This is a genomic window from Heyndrickxia ginsengihumi, from assembly GCF_011008565.1.
In the GTDB taxonomy this organism is placed as follows: domain Bacteria; phylum Bacillota; class Bacilli; order Bacillales; family Bacillaceae_C; genus Weizmannia; species Weizmannia ginsengihumi.
The window spans coordinates 18229-40474 of the sequence record NZ_JAAIWK010000013.1 but is presented as its reverse complement, the minus strand read 5'-3'; the positions used below and the strand labels follow the sequence as shown (position 1 = coordinate 40474).

Annotated in this window: 19 protein-coding genes and 1 other annotated feature; of the genes, 2 read left to right on the top strand and 17 right to left on the bottom strand. The window is 37.4% G+C overall.

Annotation, left to right across the window (positions count from 1 at the left end):
- Positions 1-31: 31 nt before the first annotated feature.
- The 5 genes from G4D61_RS09390 to ilvD all read right to left on the bottom strand — a co-directional run bounded on the left by G4D61_RS09390 (position 32) and on the right by ilvD (position 6898).
- Complete coding sequence (locus tag G4D61_RS09390; RefSeq protein ID WP_025728067.1) at positions 32-1573, bottom strand: 2-isopropylmalate synthase; 1542 nt, start codon at positions 1571-1573, stop codon at positions 32-34.
- Positions 1560-2588, bottom strand: a complete 1029-nt coding sequence (ilvC, locus tag G4D61_RS09385) for a ketol-acid reductoisomerase (protein ID WP_025728069.1) — start codon at positions 2586-2588, stop codon at positions 1560-1562. The genes G4D61_RS09390 and ilvC overlap by 14 nt, the downstream gene beginning before the upstream one ends.
- Before the next feature lie 38 nt (positions 2589-2626).
- On the bottom strand, positions 2627-3148 hold the full coding sequence (ilvN, locus tag G4D61_RS09380; RefSeq protein ID WP_025728071.1) for an acetolactate synthase small subunit: 522 nt from the start codon (positions 3146-3148) through the stop codon (positions 2627-2629).
- Positions 3145-4842, bottom strand: a complete 1698-nt coding sequence (gene ilvB, locus G4D61_RS09375; RefSeq protein ID WP_163173807.1) for a biosynthetic-type acetolactate synthase large subunit — start codon at positions 4840-4842, stop codon at positions 3145-3147. The genes ilvN and ilvB overlap by 4 nt, the downstream gene beginning before the upstream one ends.
- Positions 4843-5197: 355 nt before the next feature.
- Positions 5198-6898: a dihydroxy-acid dehydratase gene (gene ilvD, locus G4D61_RS09370; protein WP_163173776.1), complete on the bottom strand. Its 1701-nt coding sequence runs from the start codon at positions 6896-6898 to the stop codon at positions 5198-5200.
- Between the two features lie 627 nt (positions 6899-7525).
- Positions 7526-7765, top strand: a binding site (T-box leader).
- A 45-nt stretch (positions 7766-7810) separates the two neighbouring features.
- On the opposite strand from ilvD, the gene brnQ reads away from it, so the two are divergent.
- Positions 7811-9163 (top strand): branched-chain amino acid transport system II carrier protein, encoded by a 1353-nt coding sequence (gene brnQ / locus G4D61_RS09365; RefSeq protein WP_025728077.1) that lies wholly within the window; start codon positions 7811-7813, stop codon positions 9161-9163.
- Positions 9164-9308: 145 nt separating this feature from the next.
- Here brnQ and G4D61_RS09360 read toward each other — a convergent pair whose 3' ends face one another.
- The 7 genes from G4D61_RS09360 to G4D61_RS09330 all read right to left on the bottom strand — a co-directional run bounded on the left by G4D61_RS09360 (position 9309) and on the right by G4D61_RS09330 (position 16729).
- A complete protein-coding gene (locus G4D61_RS09360) occupies positions 9309-10286 on the bottom strand; it encodes a S66 family peptidase (RefSeq protein ID WP_437177745.1) in 978 nt (325 codons plus the stop codon).
- A gap of 203 nt (positions 10287-10489) precedes the next feature.
- Positions 10490-11761: an MFS transporter gene (locus G4D61_RS09355; RefSeq protein ID WP_371316515.1), complete on the bottom strand. Its 1272-nt coding sequence runs from the start codon at positions 11759-11761 to the stop codon at positions 10490-10492.
- A 502-nt stretch (positions 11762-12263) separates the two neighbouring features.
- A complete protein-coding gene (locus G4D61_RS09350; protein ID WP_035354896.1) occupies positions 12264-12584 on the bottom strand; it encodes an STAS domain-containing protein in 321 nt (106 codons plus the stop codon).
- A 233-nt stretch (positions 12585-12817) separates the two neighbouring features.
- Complete coding sequence (locus G4D61_RS09345; protein ID WP_025728082.1) at positions 12818-14056, bottom strand: GGDEF domain-containing protein; 1239 nt, start codon at positions 14054-14056, stop codon at positions 12818-12820.
- 358 nt (positions 14057-14414) lie between these two features.
- On the bottom strand, positions 14415-15017 hold the full coding sequence (gene yyaC / locus G4D61_RS09340; RefSeq protein WP_052137890.1) for a spore protease YyaC: 603 nt from the start codon (positions 15015-15017) through the stop codon (positions 14415-14417).
- Between the two features lie 261 nt (positions 15018-15278).
- Complete coding sequence (locus tag G4D61_RS09335; protein ID WP_163173772.1) at positions 15279-16058, bottom strand: DODA-type extradiol aromatic ring-opening family dioxygenase; 780 nt, start codon at positions 16056-16058, stop codon at positions 15279-15281.
- A 26-nt stretch (positions 16059-16084) separates the two neighbouring features.
- Positions 16085-16729, bottom strand: a complete 645-nt coding sequence (locus G4D61_RS09330; protein ID WP_035354892.1) for an alpha/beta hydrolase — start codon at positions 16727-16729, stop codon at positions 16085-16087.
- Positions 16730-16889: 160 nt separating this feature from the next.
- On the opposite strand from G4D61_RS09330, the gene G4D61_RS09325 reads away from it, so the two are divergent.
- Complete coding sequence (locus tag G4D61_RS09325; protein ID WP_035354889.1) at positions 16890-17417, top strand: helix-turn-helix domain-containing protein; 528 nt, start codon at positions 16890-16892, stop codon at positions 17415-17417.
- A gap of 107 nt (positions 17418-17524) precedes the next feature.
- Here the strand turns inward: G4D61_RS09325 and G4D61_RS09320 are convergent, their stop codons facing one another.
- The 5 genes from G4D61_RS09320 to G4D61_RS09300 form a co-directional block, all read right to left on the bottom strand.
- Positions 17525-18085 carry a maltose acetyltransferase domain-containing protein gene (locus G4D61_RS09320; RefSeq protein ID WP_025728091.1) on the bottom strand — a complete coding sequence of 187 codons (561 nt, stop codon included), beginning with the start codon at positions 18083-18085 and terminating at the stop codon, positions 17525-17527.
- Between the two features lie 157 nt (positions 18086-18242).
- Positions 18243-19178 carry a ketopantoate reductase family protein gene (locus tag G4D61_RS09315; RefSeq protein ID WP_205603249.1) on the bottom strand — a complete coding sequence of 312 codons (936 nt, stop codon included), beginning with the start codon at positions 19176-19178 and terminating at the stop codon, positions 18243-18245.
- A 259-nt stretch (positions 19179-19437) separates the two neighbouring features.
- Positions 19438-19959: an acyl-CoA thioesterase gene (locus G4D61_RS09310; protein ID WP_163173770.1), complete on the bottom strand. Its 522-nt coding sequence runs from the start codon at positions 19957-19959 to the stop codon at positions 19438-19440.
- 428 nt (positions 19960-20387) lie between these two features.
- Positions 20388-21062, bottom strand: a complete 675-nt coding sequence (locus tag G4D61_RS09305; protein ID WP_025728097.1) for a response regulator — start codon at positions 21060-21062, stop codon at positions 20388-20390.
- Positions 21063-21085: 23 nt separating this feature from the next.
- Positions 21086-22234, bottom strand: a complete 1149-nt coding sequence (locus G4D61_RS09300; protein WP_025728099.1) for a sensor histidine kinase — start codon at positions 22232-22234, stop codon at positions 21086-21088.
- Positions 22235-22246 lie beyond the last annotated feature (12 nt).

The window sequence follows — 22246 nt, the reverse complement described above, 5'->3', positions numbered from 1 at the left end:
CTTTGTATAGAAAAAATGATCAACGAATCTATTAAACATTTACTTTATTTAATACATTTTCTTTTGTTCCAATAGCACGGTTAATCGCATTTAAAAATGCTTTCGCGGAGGCTTCTAAAACATCTTGTGCAGAACCACGTCCGCCCGATTCAATATCCTCATATTTTACTTTTACGTATGCATCTGCAAGTGCATCTTTACCGGATCCAACTGATTGAAGCTTGTAGTCAATTAATTTCACTTCACCTTCAACCATTTTTCCTAATGTTTGATAGATTGCTTCTACACTGCCCGAACCAGTACCAGCCTCTTGGATATGCTCGTTTTCTGGAGTAGTAATTTTAACGGTTGCAGTTGGAATGTTGGTCGTTCCGTATTGAACTTGCACACTTTCAAGCTCATATTTTCTTACATTTTCTGGATCTGTTTGCTTATCAGTAAGAATCGCGAATAAATCATCGTCTGTAATTTCTTTTTTGCGGTCAGTTAATTCTTTAAAGGCTTGAAACGCCTCATTTAATTTCTCTTGTTCAAGATCAAATCCTAATTCGATTGCTCGTTCTTTAAAGGCGTGACGACCAGAATGCTTTCCTAACACAAGACGGTTGCTCGAAAATCCAACTAATTCAGGGGTAATGATTTCATAAGTTGAAGCTTCTTTTAAGACACCATCTTGATGTATACCTGACTCATGTGCAAATGCATTAGCACCAACGATTGCCTTATTCCCAGGAACTACCATACCTGTTAACTTGCTAATTAGCTGGCTCGTTCGCTTAATCTCATCCAGTTTCAATCTCGTTGTTGCTTGGTAATAATCTTCCCGAATATGAAGGGCGACGGCAACTTCTTCAAGAGCCACATTCCCGGCACGTTCACCAATTCCGTTAATACAGCCTTCAACTTGAAGAACACCATGCTCAATTGCTGATAATGTATTCGCTGTTGCCATCCCAAGATCATCATGACAATGTGCGGAAAGAATAGCTTGATCAATATTAGGGACTTTTGACTGAATGTACTCAAATAGCTCCCCGTACTCTTTCGGAGTAATGTAGCCAACAGTATCTGGCAAATTAATAACAGATGCGCCTGCTTTTATCACTTCCGTAACGATTTTAACGAGAAAATCACGATCCGAGCGGCATGCATCTTCAGCCGACCATTGCACAATTGGAAATTTTTGTTTGGCATATTTTACAGATTCAACGGCATTTTTCAAGACTTCATCTGGAGACTTTCTAAGTTTGTATTTCATATGAATGGGTGATGTAGCTAAAAAGATATGAATTCTTGGCTCTTCCGAATGCTTTAAAGCTTCCCAAGCTGAATCAATATCACGAGTGATAGATCTTGCTAGCCCTGTAACAGAACTGTTTTTAATGGTTTTAGCAATTGCTTCTACCGCCTGAAAATCCCCTTGGGATGAGGCAGGAAATCCTGCCTCAATTACATCTACACCAAGTCTTTCAAGTTGCTTTGCAATCTCAATTTTTTCAACAATGTTAAGATTAACCCCTGCCGATTGCTCCCCATCTCTTAACGTCGTGTCAAAAATATTAACCTTTCGCATTCGCAACCACTTCCTTTTGTTTTTGTTGGCTTTTCACAAAAGGCATTAATTCTCGTAACTCTTCACCAACTACTTCAATTGGATGTTTTCTTTCACGAGCATTAATGGCATTAAACATTGGACGATTTGCTTGATTTTCCAAAATCCAACTCTTTGCAAATTTACCTTCTTGAATATCTGCCAACACTTCACCCATACGTTGTTTCGTTTCTTCATTCACTACTCTAGGTCCAGAAACAAAATCTCCCCATTGTGCCGTATCGGAGATTGAATAACGCATGTTTTTCAATCCTCCTTCGTAAATTAAGTCCACGATTAATTTCATTTCGTGCAAACATTCAAAATAGGCAACTTCAGGTTGATAACCTGCTTCTGTTAATGTTTCAAACCCAGCTTTTATTAATGATGTTAGACCACCACATAGGACAGCCTGTTCTCCGAATAGATCTGTTTCTGTTTCTTCTTGGAATGTTGTTTCAAGAACACCCGCTCTAGCAGCTCCAATTGCTTTTGCATAGGCAAATGCTAAGTCTTTCGCTTCCCCCGATACATCTTGATAGACAGCGATAAGTGCAGGTACACCAGCACCTTCTACAAATGTTCTTCTTACTAAATGTCCTGGTCCTTTTGGCGCAACCATAAATACATCAACATCTGCTGGTGGAATAATTTGTGTAAAGTGAATGTTAAAACCATGTGCAAATACAAGGGCTTTTCCCGCACGTAGACCTGGTTCAATTTCTTCTTTATATACTTTCGTTTGTAGTTCATCTGGGAGAAGAATCATAATAACATCGGCTTCTTCACTAGCTGCTTTTACAGATTTAACTTCAAAGCCATCTTCAACTGCTTGTTTCCAAGACCTTCCTTCGCGAAGTCCAATTACAACATTAAAACCATTATCACGAAGATTTTGCGCATGAGCATGACCTTGAGAACCGTAGCCAACTACTGCGATTTTTTTGCCTCTTAATACTTCTTCTTGAATATTTTGATCATAGTATACTTTTGCCATTGTTCATCTTCTCCTTTTTGATTAAAAATTTAAAATATTTATTTTAGTAATGAATAAGAACTAAGGTCTGTTACTTGTTTTTGGGAGCCTCTTAGGAAGGCCGTCAGCCCCGTTCTTACCATTTCTTTAATACCATAAGGTTTTAATAGATCAATTAGCGCTTCTACTTTTTCACTATCACCTGTGACTTGAATTGTGACACTATCACGGCTTACATCAATAATAGATGCCCGGAAAGGTTCAACAATCCCACCAATTTCACTGCGTGTTTGCGCTGTGCTTAACACTTTAACAAGCGCTAATTCACGGGCAACAATCGCCTGATCTGTCACATCTTGCACCTTGATCACGTCAATTAATTTGTTCAGCTGTTTTGTCAACTGTTCTGCTTGCGCATCATCATCGACATTTACTACAAATGTCATTCTTGAGATACCGTCATTTTCTGTATGACCAACAGTAATACTCTCAATATTAAATTTTCTCTTTGCTAAAACACCTGTGATTTTATTTAGGACACCACTCTGATTTAACACCGTTGCGATAACAATTCTTTTCATGGCTTCACCCCCATCATTTCATGGAGACCTTTTCCAGGCGCAACCATTGGATTAACCAATTCCAGCCTCTTCACACAACAATCAATTAAAACGGGCTCGTCATCTAAGAGCATGGTAGAAAAGGCGTCTTCCAATTGCTGCTCATTCGTCACTTTTATCCCTCTAATACCATAACTTTCAGCTAATTTAACAAAATCTGGCTGAACTTGAATATCGGAATAAGAATACCGTTCCTTATAGAAAGTTTCTTGCCATTGCCGTACCATTCCTAAATATTGATTATTTACAATTACGATTTTAACTGGAATATTTAATTCCCTAACAACTGCTAATTCTTGCAAAGTCATTTGAAAACCGCCATCTCCGACAACAGCAATAACTTTTTTATCCGGTCTTGCTAACTGTGCGCCAATTGCTGCCGGAAATCCAAAGCCCATCGTTCCTAAACCACCGGAAGTAATCCAGTTATGAGGCTTTTCAAATCCGTAAAATTGTGCAGTCCACATTTGATGCTGCCCTACATCCGTCGCAACAATTGCATCCCCATCTGTATAATGATGAATTCTTGTAATAACATGCTGCGGAGAAAGCTCTTCATCATCTCTATCGAACCAAAGAGGATATTTTTCAGCATCTTCCTGCAGTTTTTGAATCCATTCTTCAGTACCAGCAGTTACAATGTTTCCTTCACAAATTTTGAGCAATGCTTCTCTCGCATCGGACACAATTGGAATATCTGTTTTCACGTTTTTACCGATTTCTGCAGGATCAATATCGATATGGACAACTTTTGCATTCGGTGCAAAATACTTTAGATTACCTGTTAAACGATCATCAAAACGGGCACCGATATTAATTAAAAGATCACTCTCACATATTGCTGTATTTGCTACAAAAGTTCCATGCATTCCAGCCATTCCTAAAAACAAAGAATGATTCGCTGGAAAGCTGCCTAATCCCAGCAGCGTATTAATAACTGGAATTCTCCCTCTTTCTGCAAACTGTACTAGTAATTCAGAAGCCTTTGCATGCAATACACCTGCCCCAGCTAAAATCACTGGTTTAGTAGAATAGGAAATGGCCTCCATTAATTTTTTAATTTGCAATGGATTTGGAGATACATTTGGCTGATAGCCTGGCAAATGTACTTCAACACTTTCAGGTAACTCAATCTTTTGTGCTGAAATATTTTTCGGAACATCAATTACTACCGGACCAGGCCTTCCTGAAGATGCTATATGAAATGCCTCTTTAACAATTCTCGGAAGATCCTGCAAATCTCTAACTTGATAGTTATGCTTCGTAATAGGTGATGTCATTCCAATTACATCTGCCTCTTGAAAAGCATCGCTCCCAATTACGGCACTTGCAACTTGACCTGTAATGACAACTAGTGGAAGTGAATCCATCATTGCATCTGTAATACCTGTAATAAGATTCGTTGCACCTGGACCTGAAGTAGCAATGACTACACCTGGTTTTCCAGTCACACGTGCATAACCTTCTGCCGCATGAATGGCTCCCTGTTCATGCCGAGTTAATACATGTTTAATTGGTTTATCATATAGTGCATCATAAATTGGTAAGACAGCACCACCCGGATAACCAAATAACACATCCACATTCTCATTCATTAGTAATTGAACGAGCGCATCTGCACCATTTAACTCGACTGTTTTTACATTTCCATCCATTCTTGCTTTAGCGCACACGTTTTTCCCTCCTGCTTTTTTATTGATATATGATAAAGGGATATACCCTAATCAAAACAAAAAGCCTTTTTATCCCTATGCATGGTAAAATAGAAGTCTACCATTTTTGTAGGGATGAAAAGGCATCTTTTCATGGTACCACCCAACTTCATGACACTCTTACAAGTGTCACCTCATGCAACATTTCAACGAATGTCGCTTTTTGTAACAAGTCTTTGTAGAAGACTCGACTTATCCTACTAGATGGATCGTTCAGATAAGCACTCAGAGGCGATGTCATGATAAGGGGTATTATCGGTTTCCAGCATCCCCGACTCTCTATAAATACCTGATCAAATCACTTTATCCTCGTCAACGATTTGTTCTGTAATTGAATTTTCATAACTCCACCCGTATTGGCGCTTGATACAAGAGCAGCATATCTTGCCAGCCAGCCACTTGTAATCTTAGGCTCTGGTGGAATCCAATTTCTTTTTCTATTTTCTAACTCCTCATCTGTTACAAGAAGTTGAATACTTCTATTCACTAAGTCTATGAAAATTTTATCTCCATTTTGCACTAATGCGATTGGTCCACCTTCTGCTGCTTCCGGTGAAATATGACCAATACTGATCCCACGCGTTGCACCAGAAAATCTTCCATCTGTAATGAGGGCAACACTTTTCCCTAATCCTCTCCCCATAATAGAGGATGTCGGTGCAAGCATCTCTGGCATCCCTGGCCCGCCTTTTGGGCCTTCATAGCGAATGACAACTACATGCCCTTCTCTTACTAGCCCGTTGTCTATCCCTGCTTGCGCCTCTTCCTGAGATTCAAATACAATTGCTTCTCCGGTAAAAGTTTTAATTGATGGATCAACTGCCCCTACTTTAATTACTGCACCATCCGGAGCGATATTTCCAAACAAGATGGACAATCCACCGACAGGGCTATAAGGATTATCCTTTGGTCTGATTACTTGAGAATTTAAAATTTCAGCGTCTTTTACATTCTCATAAATGCTTTTTCCTGTCACAGTAATTCTGTCAGGATGCAATGCACCTTCTACCTTACAAAGTTCTCTAACAATAGCACTTATTCCACCAGCAAGATGAACATCATGCATTGAATAATCTGAAGCCGGCATGATTTTCGCTAAATAAGGAACTCGTTTTGCTACTTCATTAATACGTTGTAAATCATAATTAATGCCTGCTTCATTTGCGATGGCTAATGTATGTAGGACAGTATTCGTTGAGCCGCCCATCGCCATATCAAGAGCAAATGCATCATCAATCGCTTCTTCTGTTACAATATCTCGCGGCCTTATATCTTTTTCAATACAATTCATTAAGTATTGAACAGCCTCTTTAATAATCCGGTGACGTTCTCCTGATGTTGCTATAATTGTCGCATTCCCTGGAGGAGTTAAACCGAGCATTTCCATCAGTGAGTTCATTGAATTGGCTGTAAACATTCCTGAACATGAACCACATGTTGGACAAGCATTGGATTCTAACATTTCCAGCTCTTCATAGCTGATTTTTCCTGATTTTGCTGCACCAACCCCTTCAAAAACAGAGGTGAGCGATAAGTTTTTACCATCCGGGGTTTTTCCTGCTTCCATTGGTCCACCAGAAACAAAAACCGCTGGGACATTCGTTCGAACAGCTGCCATTAACATTCCAGGTGTAATTTTGTCACAATTCGGAATATAAAAAACACCATCAAACCAATGAGCATTTATAACCGTTTCAGCGCTATCTGCAATTAGTTCGCGGCTCGGCAATGAATATCTCATTCCGATATGTCCCATTGCAATTCCATCATCTACACCGATCGTATTAAATTCAAAGGGAACACCGCCGGCTTCCCAAATCGCCTCTTTTACAACTTCAGCGAACTTATTTAAATGTTTATGTCCGGGAATAATATCAATATAGGAATTACACACACCGATAAATGGTTTATTGATATCTTCCGTTTTTAGACCTGCTGCATACAATAAACTGCGATGCGGTGCTCGGTCAATTCCCTTTTTAATCATGTCACTTCGCATTCCATCACTCCCATTCATTTCCTTTGGAACGACTGTTTCATAAGTGTTCATTCAACTAAAAAACTAATTGAACAAAACATTCTGCATCATCACTCAAAATTGAATTTTTTATATATTCTTTAATTGTTGTCAATCATACGACTTTTCTTATAAATGGTCAACCCTTTTTAGTGAACTTTTTTGACAATTTTGATTAGAAAGTTAATTTGAAAACGTTTCCACTTTTTCCCTACTTATATATATCTACCTTCTGAAAATGGCGAAAAATTTTTTCTGCATTAAAAAATGTTGGTATGTAAGGAATAATTTTACAAAAGAGGATGTTATAGGGGAAATTTTTTTTCAAGATACTCGCTTTCTGCTAGCGGGTGCTGAGTTCCTCAGCACTCCGTAAGTCACTTCAATCCTGCTTTCCTACAGAAGTCCCGTACTTTTCACTTCAATTAACTTCATTATCAGTCTATAATAAGAACAGCATCTTTTTTCTGCTAAAATGACATTTATTTTATTAACAGTGCTGCTCATTGATCTTAAAAACAAAAATAAGAAATCTTTGTTAAACATGTTGACAGATATTTATTCGTTTGTTAATCTTGTTTTCAGATAATACGAAACAAATTTTTCATTCAAAATTCTATGACGAGAAGAGTAAGTTAGGAACTTGTTCCACAGAGAGTTGGCGTAGTGCTGAAAGTCAATGTTCAAGTCCTTTCCGAAGATCATCTCTGAGATGCAGAGCCGAAACAACAGTAAGCTCTGACGGAATTTCCTCCGTTATAAAGGAACACGTATGATTGTACGTTGACTGAGCGCCATTACTTTTTGTAATGGAACTAGGGTGGTAACGCGAGCTAACTCGTCCCTTATTTAGGGGCGAGTTTTTTATTTTTTACTACGAAGGAGAGACATGGCGTGAAAAAAAATGATTTGTTATTTATAGGGTTTATGCTATTTTCTATGTTTTTTGGGGCAGGCAATTTAATTTTTCCACCTTTTCTAGGTATTCAATCCGGAACTTCATACTGGACTGCTATTCTAGGTTTTATCGTAACAGGGGTTGGATTACCAGTAATCGTAATAGCAGCTGTTTCGATCGTAGATGGAGGAATTCAATCGATTGGTAATCGTGTCCATCCAATTTTCAGTACTATTTTTACAGTTATTGTTTATTTGTGCATCGGACCATTTCTAGCGATTCCTCGAAATGCAAATGTCGCCTATGAGATGGGAGTAAAGCCTTTTCTCCACGGTTCAGCACAACAATCGTCTTTATCATTATTTATTTTTAGTATTGTATTTTTTGCCTTAGTATTTTTAGTAAGTTTGAATCCAGATAAAATGTCTAAATATCTTGGCCGTTGGATTACACCGGTCTTACTGATCTCAATGGTTGTATTATGTGTAGTCGGAATTATAAAACTTGCTGGACATCCATCACTTGCACCTGTGGGAAATTATAAAACACATTCTTTCTTCCAAGGATTTATTGATGGCTATTCAACAATGGATGCATTAGCATCTTTAGCATTCGGAATCGTTATATTAACAGCAGTTAAACGCCGCGGTGTTAAAGATAAAAAACAATTGACTTCCTATACTTTAAAAGCCGGTGTTATAGCTGGTGCAATTCTTGCGTTGGTATATGTCTCTTTAGGATTTATCGGCGTCAAAATGGCGTCAGAAGGAACTTTCAGCAATGGAACAGATGTCCTTACTGCTACATCGACCCTTGTTCTTGGTCAAGGCGGAAAAGCATTACTAGGATTTATTTTCACACTCGCATGTTTCACTACTGTTGTCGGTTTAACGACAGCTTGCGGAGAATATTTTTCAGCATTAATTCCGAAATTTAGTTATAAAACAGTTGTTATCACTATAACAGTCATCGGGTTTATTCTTTCGAATCTCGGTTTGAATCTTATCTTGAAATTTTCAGTACCGTTTTTAGAAATGGCTTATCCTATTACAATTGTTTTAGTCGTGCTCACATTCTTCCATAAATTATTCCGCGGTTCCAAAAGAGTGTATGGTTTTGCTTTATTCTTTACAGGTATATTTTCATTATTTGAGGGACTTCAAGGATTTGGGCTTTCATTAGGTCCTGTCAAAACATTCACACAAGCACTGCCACTGGCATCTGTCGGTCTTGAATGGGTCGTACCAGCACTTGTCGGAATCGTCATTGGACTGATTTTCACAAAATGGGATCGGCATACAAATACACCTCATTCATTAAAAACAAAGGCAAGTGAACAGTCATTATAATTTCAACAAAAAGAGCCCCAATTCTCAACGTCATTGAGAATTGGGGCTCTTTTTTGTTGTTTTTCACCTAGTTTCTTCTATTATATATGACTAATCATAATTGAGATCATTTCTCAATACATTTTTTCCACACATGTATTTGTTCCTATAAAATAGAAATTCTTTGATTAGTTGCATCTAGTTCAATTTCACAACCAATTGGCATTGTGATCATAGGATGAGTATGGCAACAATCAAAATCCGCTAAAAACGGAATGTGCTGATCTTCTAATACCTCTAATAATAGTTCAAACGGTTTCCGCCCCGTATGTTGATCATCAAATAATTCATGTTTACCAAGAATAATGCCAGCAATTTTATCAAAAACTCCATTTACCTTTAGAAGGGAAAAGCTCCTTTCAATTGTTGCTGCATTTTTTAAAGAATCTTCTATAAAAAGAATATCTCCTTCTTTTATTTCGGGCATATATTCACTTCCCCAGAAAGCTTGCATTGTATTTAAATTTCCACCTATTAATCTTCCTCTAGCTACCCCATCGTGAACGGTAATCCACTTATTTTCTCTTTTTTCTTTTTCCCTCTCCTGCGTTTCCCATTTTACATATTCATCTGTCCAATAATTTGGCAGTTCAACACAGAAAGGAAAATTAGTTTCGCCAACAAGAATTTTTTCAAAATAGTGATAGGTATCTTCGACGAATGGTGTAAATTCCCCGAATGATGCGACAAGGGCAGGTCCATAAAATGTTTGAACACCTGTCTTCGCATAGATTGCTAGCAAAATAGCTGTGACATCAGAGTATCCAATGATAATTTTAGGGTCACTTTTTAATGCTTCATAGTCTATATAGGGAAGCAGAGAGTTAGAATTGCTTCCGCCAATTGTTGACATGATACAGCGCACTTCCGGATTCCTAATCAGTTCATTTAATTCCTCTACTCTTTCCTGTATACTTCCTGAACGATAATAATCATACTTTCCCGTTAATTTTCCCTCTAGTATTCTAAAACCTTTTGCTTCGATAAATTCCTTCGCCCGTTTAAATCTTTTTGGACAAGTATATGTAACAGGAGAAGAAGGGGAAAAAATACCGATTATGTCTCCCCTCTTTAAAGTTTGCATCATTCTTCATCCTTTCGTTGTTAATTGGAGACTGATTTCTGTTTCAGGGCGGGCGGCTGGTGATCCTCTTTGTTCTAATGCACTGCGGGGTCTCACAGATGCCTATCCTCCCGCAGGAGTCTACGTCTATTTCCGGAACTAATTTGTACAATGTTTGTCTTTAGCTAACCACTTTTGAGTTATGTCCCAGCCTCATCTTCATGCTATACCTCTTCTCGAGGAACCTCTACAGGATCTGCGCCAGTTTTTTTATAAATTGGTAAGATGAACAATAACCCAACAATAAAAAGAACAGCAGCAACTTCAAATATCGCAACAATTGAAAACAACTCTTTTAATGTTCCGGCAATGCTCATTGTTATTACCATTGATCCTGTGAACAATGGCGATAGTGTTCCGTTCACCCTTCCAATGAATGCCGTTTCCGTATGCTGAATAATCATTGTATTGATGCCAATTTGAATGCAAGGTAAAAAGAGTCCACTCAAGAATTGCGTAGCTAAAGTCAGCCATAAAATAGACGAAGCACCTGTTACACTCGTGCCAATGGCATTCGCCAACATGCCGATCGCCAGTAATGTTTGCGGGGGAGTCTTTTTTGAAAAAGCCATAGAAATTCCTCCACCCAATATCATACCAATTCCATTAACCATCAATAGCCATTGCAAATATTCCTTTGGCAATTCTAAACGCTCCGTCACTAAGAAAATGTTGAGAGGCTGGATTAAACCAATTCCTAATCCAGCTGCCATAAAACAAACACCTAGCAACTTTAATTCTCTTTTTGCTAAAACATATTTAATCCCACTCTTCATTTCTTGTAAAAGTGTTGTTACTTTTTCTTCTTTTTTTAGAGAATGGTCAGCTGGTATAAGCGTCAATATTGCTGCAGATAACAAAAATGCGATCCCCGTCATCATAATCGATATGTCTATACCAAATTTCTGATAAATAAAAGTACCGAGTATCGGTCCTAAAATAACAAACATGGCAAAGATCGTTTGATAAATGGACATGGCCGACTGAATTAATTCTTCTTGTAAATGCATTTTGAACAATTTCATACCCGACGGTTGCGAAAATTGCGATAGTATTGACGAAATTAAAGTAGCAAAAAATATCGCCTTCCAAGTTCCGAAAACAAGAGCAAGAATTACTGCAAAAACTGAAACAGCGCTTAAAGCATCGCACCATACCATCGTCCTTTTCGGCCGCCATCGATCTGCAAATGCCCCACCAATAAATGAAAAAATAAATATCGGCGCAAATTCTGCCACAGAGATCATCGAAACAGCAAAGGCATTTCCATTTGTTTTATCCATGACAAATAAAAGAACAGCAAAGTTTCGAATCCAAATGCCAATTTGCAAACATATAGCGGAAAGGAATATTGCCCTTACAAAGCGATTTTTTAATAATGTTGTCAAGACATTTTCCTTTTCCTGCCGCATCTTTTGATTTCTATTTTTTTCCATATAAAAAACCTCCTATCCTGCATTTTTTAGAATAAGAGGTCGTCTTGAACCGAAGGACAACATACCGAACGTACTCGTACTGTATGATCCATGATTTTTATAAAAATACAGACTAATCCTATTCAAAAAATGCATCGTATCGTTTACGAGTTGTTTTTTGAATAAATAGGATTAGTAAATCATCGCCCTTTGGTTCACTCCTTCATATTTAGTGTAATTAGTGTAACCGATTTAACAATTGATTTCAAGAATCTTTTTACTATTTTTATCTAATAAATATAGGCGCAAGATGAGCAACACAGCCAAAATTCATGAATAATATAAAATTAAACGCCGTAGAGCATATGAATTGTTATCCCAACAAAGAGAGGACTTTTTGTAAGGAATTAAACAATGGCAGTCATGTCCTTTTTCCATCAGCACATATTATGAACAGTTTGATAAAAAAGCAACTTGTTTCACATAAGATTTCCGCATCATCACATGTTTATATATATTAGAACTATTCATAGCTTGATACTGATTGTAATCCAATACGATCAATCATTCTATGAATTTCTTCGTTTAACCCTACAAGTATTACTTTTTTATGATGACTTTCATATTTTTCGATTACTTTTCCAATCGCTGTTACACGAGAATGATCCCAAATATGTGAGTGAGTAAAATCAATTTCAATTTGATCAGGATCATGTTCATAGTCAAACACCGTCAAGAAATAATTAGTCGTTCCAAAAAACATTTGTCCTGAAATGGTATAAATGTTTTTGTTTCCTTCTATTTTCGAAGACGATTTAATATGTGCAATTTTCCAGCCAAACACAAGAGCACTTAAAGCGACACCTAATAGGCATTTTACACACAACGCAAATTTTGAAACGAGAATCTTTGTAAATCATTTAACTCAAATAACAACCAACAATCAATAAGATTGATTGTTGGTTGTTATAGACTCTGAAAACCTGAAAAATTCTATTCGCATTTTCTCCTTTTAATAATAATAGCCACTCTATTAATGAAAGCGCGAAGCTTATAAATAACTAATATATTATTTCATTACTTGGAGACTAAACTCCTCTCAACTCGATTTCTTCCTGAAGTTTTCGCTTTATAAAGTGCACTATCTGCCTGCACGATCAGCTCCTGAATTTCGTTTTCAGTGCATACAGTTCCAGTCACTATGCCAATGCTAACAGAAATGTGATCTAGAACAGGAGAATGTTTGTGCGGAATTCCAAGTTCTAACACGGCATTCCTTATCGACTCCGCTTGTTTAAATGCAATTAACTCATCTAAATCAAAGATCGCAACGATAAATTCTTCCCCGCCAAATCTTGCTGTAATACTGCTGGACGGATCAAGAGTATGTTTAATTTTTTGCGCTACTAATCGCAACACCCTGTCTCCTTCTACATGACCATAATGATCATTGAACAGTTTAAACGCATCAATATCGAGCATAAGCACGGATACTTTCCGCTCTACATTTTTCAAAAGAAGCATTTCTGCTACATATTGGTGAAAACCTCTGCGATTTGGAATTTGCGTTAACTCATCTATTAACGTCAATTTCTTTAGCTGCTCATTTACTCCTTCTAGCTTTCTATTCATTATCTCATTCTCAGCAATCTTTTGTGCAAGGCTTTCATTAATCTCCTTTAAAAGCAGCTCATTATAAAAATTAGTCGAATAACTTGTATAGAGCATTCTTGATGCCAACCAGCAAAAAAACAGGAAAACGGTTAAATTAATATAATGGCCAAATAATATAGCACTTGAATGTTGAAAAAAAGGTAATCCAATCATTAAGACAAGAATTGGCAGGCTGTAAATAGTAAGGATTGTCCGATTAGACGCATGAAAAAGAATTGATACACACATAAAATTCACTACAAAAGCTAAAACATTCCCATACGTTTTTTGATCAATAAGGGTAACTACAGCCCCCCATACTAAAAATAATACAACCATACTTAATAAGCCAAATCTAAACATTTGATACTCACGTTTCGTATATGTATCTTTTTTCTCAAACCGATGGATATAAGAAAGCATAAAAATGCTTAATACAAGCAACGTTACATACATACAAATATATGAGTCAAATGAAAGCAAAGAGTGATTGGAAAAATAGTATGAAGACCGATTTAATACAATAAGAATGGACTCAAATAATACAACGATTTTAGCAAAAAGCTTGCACCGTTGTATGTTTTCCTTGAATAAATATGCTTTTAATAACTTTTTCTTTTCATTTGATACTTGCGGAGACACAAACGGACGAATTCGCTTCATCTTTAACCTCTCATCATTGACATTTTGATATGTCAATTATACAAAATAAGAAAAAAGTAATATATCTTTTTTCTTATTATTCGTATTTTTTTCAATGACTCTATTATCTTTTATCAAAAAGGGAGTAAATGATTTCCGCGGGCCCGCCCATTCGTTTGCGAGGTCTCTCGTTGCCACGCTTTACCCGCAGGAATCTCCCCCTTCCTCCAATCAACTTCTTTTTATCACTGTTTTAGTGAACAACATCTATTAGAAATAGCAATTTATTTAGAAAAAGACTTTTAAGGAATTGATGAAAAATAGTGCCTTTCCTTTAAAAAATCGCTAGAAAGGCTAAAAAGGAGGTGGATTTGAAGTGTCATCGGACATTCAAAATAGGATGATTGGCTGGATAATGAAAATATTGCCTAACTGACAAGGAAATCCCTTTAGCAATACTCATTGCCATCGTATAAATAAGATGAAGGTTTGTATATAGAAGCGAATTTGCTGTATCATGATCCTGTTTTAAGACGACTCCCATCATACTACAGTCGCCAACTGGAGTCAGTTTTTTTCCAAGAGCTTCACCAGGGTGCAAAGCCCCTTCACGAATTACAATTGTGTTTACATAATCTTTTGGGCCTAGAACACTATCAATCGCTATAACGAAACTATTTTTTAATACCGAAATTTGTGAAAAATCTTGTATGAAGTTGACTCCATCGAGTGGGTGCTGAAGATTTCCAAATACCGTTAAATGTTTAGGATATAAATTAGAAAGCAGTGTTCCGACTAATGGACCAAGGCTGTCACCACTAATCATATTGGAGCCAATTCCCAACACGTATATACGCTCCGTTCCTTCAGGAATGAGTGAATATAATATGTTCCGTATAAATAGTGGCGCAAGTTTATCATTATATGAGATACTTTTCTCACATAATGCCCTATTTTCCTTCAAGCAATATTGACCGTCCATTTTAGTCCCCCCAAGTATGAGCCTTGATATCCACTTATATATGTAAACGCTTAAAAACAATGAATATATTTTATATTCTTCATCTCACCGATCATTTCCTTCCTGATCTCAAAGAAGTCCTCTTCCATTAATAAGTAAAAAACCACTGTGCTTATCAACTAGTAAAAGGCTATATACACCTTTTACGTCAATAAAAACAGTGGTTATTTTTAAGTGATATTTAGTTTAAAAGAACATACATGAATTTTTTCTTGAAAACTATTAGCCAAATTTCCATACACTATGACTTAAGTTTCCATATCGATAGCTGCGATGGAGGAGCATTGCCTTCTGTACACGATCTGCTGCTCCCATTGCATAAATAAGCGGAATAAAGTGCTCTTTTCCATACGGAGGAACTGCAAGTTCAGCTGATGGTGCCGTTGACTGATAGCTGTATAATGATGATAGATCCCATTGCTGCAAAGTTTGTGCTAACCACTCGTCAAATTCAACCGCCCACTGATCAACACTGCCATCATCAGCCCAATTTAATGCTCTTAAATTATGGACCGTGCCCCCGCTCCCAATAATCAATATATCATGTTTTCTTAATTGCTCTAAAGCTTTACCGATCTTATAGTGCTCCTCTAAGTTTAATTGCGGATTAACTGACATAGATATTACAGGAATTTCTGCATTCGGATAAAGTAAACGGAGCACGACCCAGGCGCCGTGATCCAAACCGCGTTGTCTTTCCACAGCAAACGGTATAGCACTGCTAGTGAAAAGGTCTTTGATTTCTTTTGCAATATCCTTGTTCCCTACTGCAGGATATTGGATTCGATTTAATACTGGGTCAAATCCTCCAAAATCATAGATCATACTATATTGATCAACTTCACTTACTTTTTGAATGCGTGCTTCCCAATGAGCTGAAAATAACACAATTGCTTTTGGACGAGAAAGTTGTTTTCCTAATTGACTTAAAAACTGCGTATATTCATTGTTTTCGACTGCTAATAATGGAGCACCGTGTGCTATAAATAAAGATGGCAACATTATCCTTTTCCTCCTTATCCCTTCACTCATCTATTTAAATCGTTCAAAAGCCACGTCTGAAAATCTATGACACTTTGTTTTGATACAGTATGCCCTTCTGCATATGTGTTAAAAGTAACAGAAGCATGCAAATTACGGAACAACTCTGCATTTTCCTTTCCCCATTCATAAGGCAACACTTGGTCAAACTGTCCGTGCGAAATAAACAGCGCTAACCGCTCAAGTGATTGCTTATCGTATTCCTCTTTAACAAACTGTGGAATGTATCCGTTTAATGCAATAATTCCTTTTATACTGTTCCCACGCATTAATCCAAGTGTCATGGAAACGATCGCCCCTTGACTAAAGCCTAACAAATATAATTGGCTTACATCGATTGGATACTGTTCGCAAACAAAATCAATAAAGCTCGATAATTTCGCAATGCCTTCGTCGAATACATCACGATGCGGCTTGCCAAATGCTTGAATAGAAAAATAGGCAAATCCTTGTGCTTGTTGCAAATGACCGCGAATACTAAAAATATAAAAATGGTCTTCAAGTCCTTGAACTAATGGCAGCATATTCTGCTCGTTGCTCCCAATACCATGCATCACAAACAAACATGGGTATTGTTTATTAGGAATGAGTTCTTTCGGCTTCCGAAGCTCATATATCACGGGGGCTCCCATTTATAACATCCTTTCATTTAAGATACGTATATTTATAAAGTTGTTTTCTAATATGAACATTTGTTTTCTAAAATGATATAAAAATAAAGGATGGAATGTCAACTATTTTTTTGCTAATATGTAATTAATTTTACTAATAAGAAACTTTTGAGGTGGAAGCATGAATATTGGTTCTAAAATTCGTACGATTAGACTAAGAAAGAAACTGACTATTGCACAAATGTGTGAAGGAACTGGACTTTCAAAAGGATTTATTAGCAATGTAGAGAACAACAACACATCTCCATCCATCAATACACTGCAAATTATCGCTAATTTTTTAAATATCCCACTACCATACTTGTTATTGGAAAAAGATCAGCATATGAGTGTCATTAGAAAAAATGAAAGGGAATATACGATCAATAAAAAAAGGGATTTAAAAATTGAGCATTTGGCATCTCAAGGAGGCTTAAGCATGAGACTCGTTGAATTTCCACCTGGAGCATCAACAGCTGAAGAAAATGCTCATGAAGGTGAGGAATGTCATTTAGTCCTTCGAGGTAAAATTCTTGCAAAGCAAGGTGAGGATTCGTATATCCTTGAAGAAGGAGATACATTTAGTTGGAGTGCGAGCGTTCCCCACTATGTTGAAAATATCGGTGATGAAGTCGCATCGGTATTAATTTCCGTCTATGCTGTTAAATAGGGAACAGCTATATGAAACGTCTATTTTAGGATGCATAGAGACATAATCATCGAACGCCTCTTTATGCATCCTATGTTGATTGCGGAAAAGATGGGGAAAAGAAGTCTTCATTCATCAATGTTTTTTATAATAGCTGCAGGATTCCCGCCTACAACGACATGATCAGGTATATCTTTCGTAACAACAGCTCCTGAAGCAATCACTACATTATTCCCTATTTTGACGCCAGGGTTTATAACCGCTCTGCCGCCGATCCATACGTTGTCACCAATTGTCACCGGCTTTCCAAATTCAACACCAGAATTTCTTTCTAGCGGATCTAAAGGATGTGTGGCTGTGTATATATGAACGCCTGGAGCAATGAAACAATTATCTCCAATTCGTACTTCACAAATATCTAAAATCACACAGTTAAAATTCGCAAAAAAATGTTCACCGACATGGATGTTATAACCATAATCACAACGAAAACTCGGTTCTATAAATAAGTCATCCCCAGTTGAACCAAAAAGTTCTTTTAAAAGCTCCTTCCTTTTATCAATTTCAGTCTCTAATGTTTGATTAAACATTCGTGTAATCCGCCGTGCACGTTCACGATCTTTGACTAGCTCATTGTCACTAGGGTCATATCGTTCACCATTGATCATTTTTTTCTTCTCTGATTTCATATCTATCCCCTCTCCTTTTTTGGCACTAAAATATTATTCTACTAATTATGTGCGATTCCTTATTCCACTCAGTTTCTAGTAAAAAACAGAGGTGTTCAAGAGTTTTTAATCGGCTCTCGTCCTCTGCTCTTCCTTTTCTTCCCATATATAAGCATTATTAACGTGGACTTTGGATTTTGTATTGACTTTCAATAAATTGTATGCGATCATACAATTCTTGATTTACGGGGGTAGGTACACCATACTTTTGCCCCATTTTCAACACAGTGCCAGCAAATAATTCCACTTCACTAGGGCGTTTGGCGTCAACATCTTGAGCCATAGACGGTTTTCCATTTGCACTTAAAGCATCTACTACATCCAGCCAGTAGTTCAAGTCTGCTTCTGTTAAATAAACTCCTTCTTTTTCAGACAAAACCATTACCTCACGCATAGCGGCAATCATCATATCGCGAGCTTTCCCTTTTCTTTGAATTTCCCCATAATTACTTTCATAAACAGCAACCGTCTGATTTACACCAACATTAAGCATAAATTTTCCCCACTGTCTTTTATACATATCTGTATCTGCCTCATATGGTACATCCATTTGTTCAAAAAACGCCGCAACCGTCTTTACCTTTTCTGATATGATATCGGGTTCCCGCTCGCCAAAACAAAGCATGCCCATATGCTCATAAGTTAGTTTGTTACCTATTTTCACTGCGTCCATCCCTTGAGCAACACAATACAATATTTTTTCCATTCCATATGTTTCACCAATAATCGCTTCGCTCGTTATACCATTTAATGCAGATAGAATAATCGTCTGCTTACCAACATGATGTTTCACATCGTGAATTGCCGCTTGTAAACCATCAAATTTCACTGTGAAAATGATCAAGTCTGCCGGCTCACATAATTGCTCAGGTGTCATATAATTGAATTCACAACGTTCACCGTTGCAATAAACGCCATCTTGCTTATACCGTCTGATGCGTTCCTCATCTGCAATCATTCTTAAATTTTCTTTCGGCATTCTCTTTGCTAGATGATGGCCAAATAAAATACCTAAAGCTCCTAACCCAATAATGGATACCGTTTTAATTGCCATAATATGATAATTCCTTTCATGTTTTTATGTAAATATTATCATAGATTCAGAATTATATGATATATTTTATTTGATGATGCTAGATAAAGGCTATTTTCGTCTTGAAAGGGGGAAATGATGTTCTTCTAGCAGTCTGGATTTCTCTGATCCTTTTATGAACGGTTAAGTAAACACCATCAATATAAAAAAGGAGAAAGCATATACATATGCTTCTCCTTTGTCTTTTACTAGCTATTAATATGGAATTTTTAATAAGTATTTAGTGTAACTCCCACGGACGGTGCGTACCTAATAAATCAGCTAAATGTTTGCTGCGGGAGCGGCGTTGTTTACGATTAGCAGCCCTTTCAGGAGCGCCTTGGTTCAAAAATTTTTCTTCATCTGTTTCGGGAAAAATTTGTGGTACTGTTGTTGGTCGTCCGTCTTCCCCGATCGCGACAAATGTTAGAAAAGACGTTGCACAAACAGTACGTTCTCCAGTAATCAAGTCTTCTGCAACAATTTTAACAAAAACTTCCATTGATGTATGATGTGTCCACGTAACAAATGCTTCAAGAGCAACCTCATTATCGACCTTAATAGGATTAAGAAAATCGACAGAATCAGTCGAGGCAGTTACAACAGGCCCTCTTGCATGCTTCATTGCCGAAAGCGCAGCTACATCGTCTATATGCGCCATCAGTTTACCACCAAACAACGTATTATGATTGTTCGTATCCGGTGGGAGAACGTGACTTGCTTTAAAAGTTCTCGTTTCTTTCACATAGCGGATTTCACTCATGATGTTTCCCCCTAAAAAAATGAAGCACATTAATCGAGATTGTAAAAATATATTCAAACTTTTGAATTTTGTTCCACAATCTATTGACTTCTCATCCTTCTACATAAGTTCCAATATAGTTTTTTATAATTACATATTAAGATGCCACTGTCAACAAATTGACACTTCTATTTGTTTATATCAACTCACTTAAATTTGCTGATGGATGTGGATAGTGTAATGCATTTAGACTATTTTCGTATATTTCATTGCCTTTTTATCAAAAGAGAGAAGGTATTTCGCTTCATATGTTCGCTTTTCACTGTCACAATCCGTGAATATCCGGGGCCTCACACCTTCCGTTCCAATCGGCTTTATGAATAATTGAAGGGAAAGACCATCTATTATAGATAACGTGCTTTTAATAAAACCTTAAAATTTTTTTGTATTTATTTAACCATACCGTTACGAAGGGCTGCGACAACTACTTGCGTCCGATCTTCGCATCCAAATTTTTGCAGTATTCGGTGCACATGTGATTTTACTGTCCCTTCAGTAATCATTAGCTTTTTAGCAATCTCGTCATTTCGTAATCCATAAGCCATTTCTTGAAGTATTTGCTGTTCACGCTCTGTTAAAGGCTCTAACAGCGTCCATTTTTTCTTCTCCTCTGGCACAATAAACCCGGATGACGACGCTACCATTGAAAGAGCATGAGCCGCTAAGCTTGTTTTATAAATAGCTTCACCACGGAATGCAGACCGGATAGCGTCGAGCATATCTTCTACCTCTGCATCCTTCAGCAAATAGCCGACAGCACCTGCACGAATTCCTTGATAAATATATTCTTGATCATCAAAGGTCGTTAAAATGACGATCTTCGTTTGCGGAAACCGGGCAATAATCTCTTTAGTAGCTTCAATACCTGACATGCCGGGCATCTGAATATCCATCAGAATCACATCAGGCTGACATTGACTTGCTACTTTTACTGCTTCTTTTCCATCTGAAGCTTCACCAATAAGCTCCATATCGTCTTGTAAATGAATAACATATCCAAATCCTTGCCGAATCATCGTTTGATCGTCAACAAGCATCACTTTCATCTTCTTTTCAAGCGCCATATTTCCCATCCCCCCTTCTTCAATTAGTCCAGCATTGGCACTTCCGCAATAATGTTAAACCCATGTGGTTCCATAGCTGAATAGTGCAGTCTTCCTCCTTGCTCCTCAAGCCTCTCCTTCATCACCTTTAAACCGAATCCTTCATGAATTGGCTGGCTTGATTGTAAAATACCATTATCGCGAATTTGCATGACGATCTTTCCAGCCTCTTTTGTTAAACGTACGTACACCATTGTCGCCTGAGAATGGCGGATAATATTTGTGATCGCTTCTTGTAGAATTTTAAACAATGTACCGTAAATATTAACATCGATATCCTCATCATTTAACACTGTATCGAATTCGTATTGGATGGACGCAGTTGCTTCCATGCGTGAAAGCAATGCTTTTAAAGGGGTAATTCCTGACTCGGAACGATCATCTGCAAGAGAATGAACAGATATACGAATATCATGCAATCCTTGACGAGCAACGACTAGTATCGATTCAAGTGATTTCTCGGCCTTCTCCGGCTCCTTTTTCATCATATAACGTAATGCTTGCATCTGAACGATGAGCGACGTCAAACTATGACCGACAGCATCATGAATTTCCCTTGCAATACGGGTTCTTTCTTCCAGCACTGCATACTGCATAGCTGTCACAGATGCTTCTTGTAGCTGCTCATAAGCTTCCTGCAATTGTGCTAAATGAAGCTTGTCCAATTCGTACATCTCGTTCCTCTGTATCCGATTTCGAATCGTAATATATATAACGATTGACAGCATGCCAAAAGATACAATACTAAAAGGATCCTCACTTCCAAAATGGATATAGAGTACTGCTGTTACAAAGATCACCGTCATTCCCAAAATTGACGGTTTAGACAATGACAGCCGAACAGAAATTGAAAGGATTGCTGTGGCGAGGAAATAAATCAGTTTTATTTCATGAAACAAAAATAAAACCGTCATTGCTTCAATCACAATTATCAAGAAAGCAAGGAACAGTCGCTTTCCTGACCACCATGATTTTGGGACGGATAATACACTAGCATATATTGCCAAAAACAAAAGATTGAGAAGCACTTTTGGCAGGGAGCCGATAAATAATTGGCTCATATACATGAGTGAAAAGATAACAGCAATATTAATCAACTTTCCTCTATTCTCTCGAATATTTTCTACTGTCATCTTCATTCACTC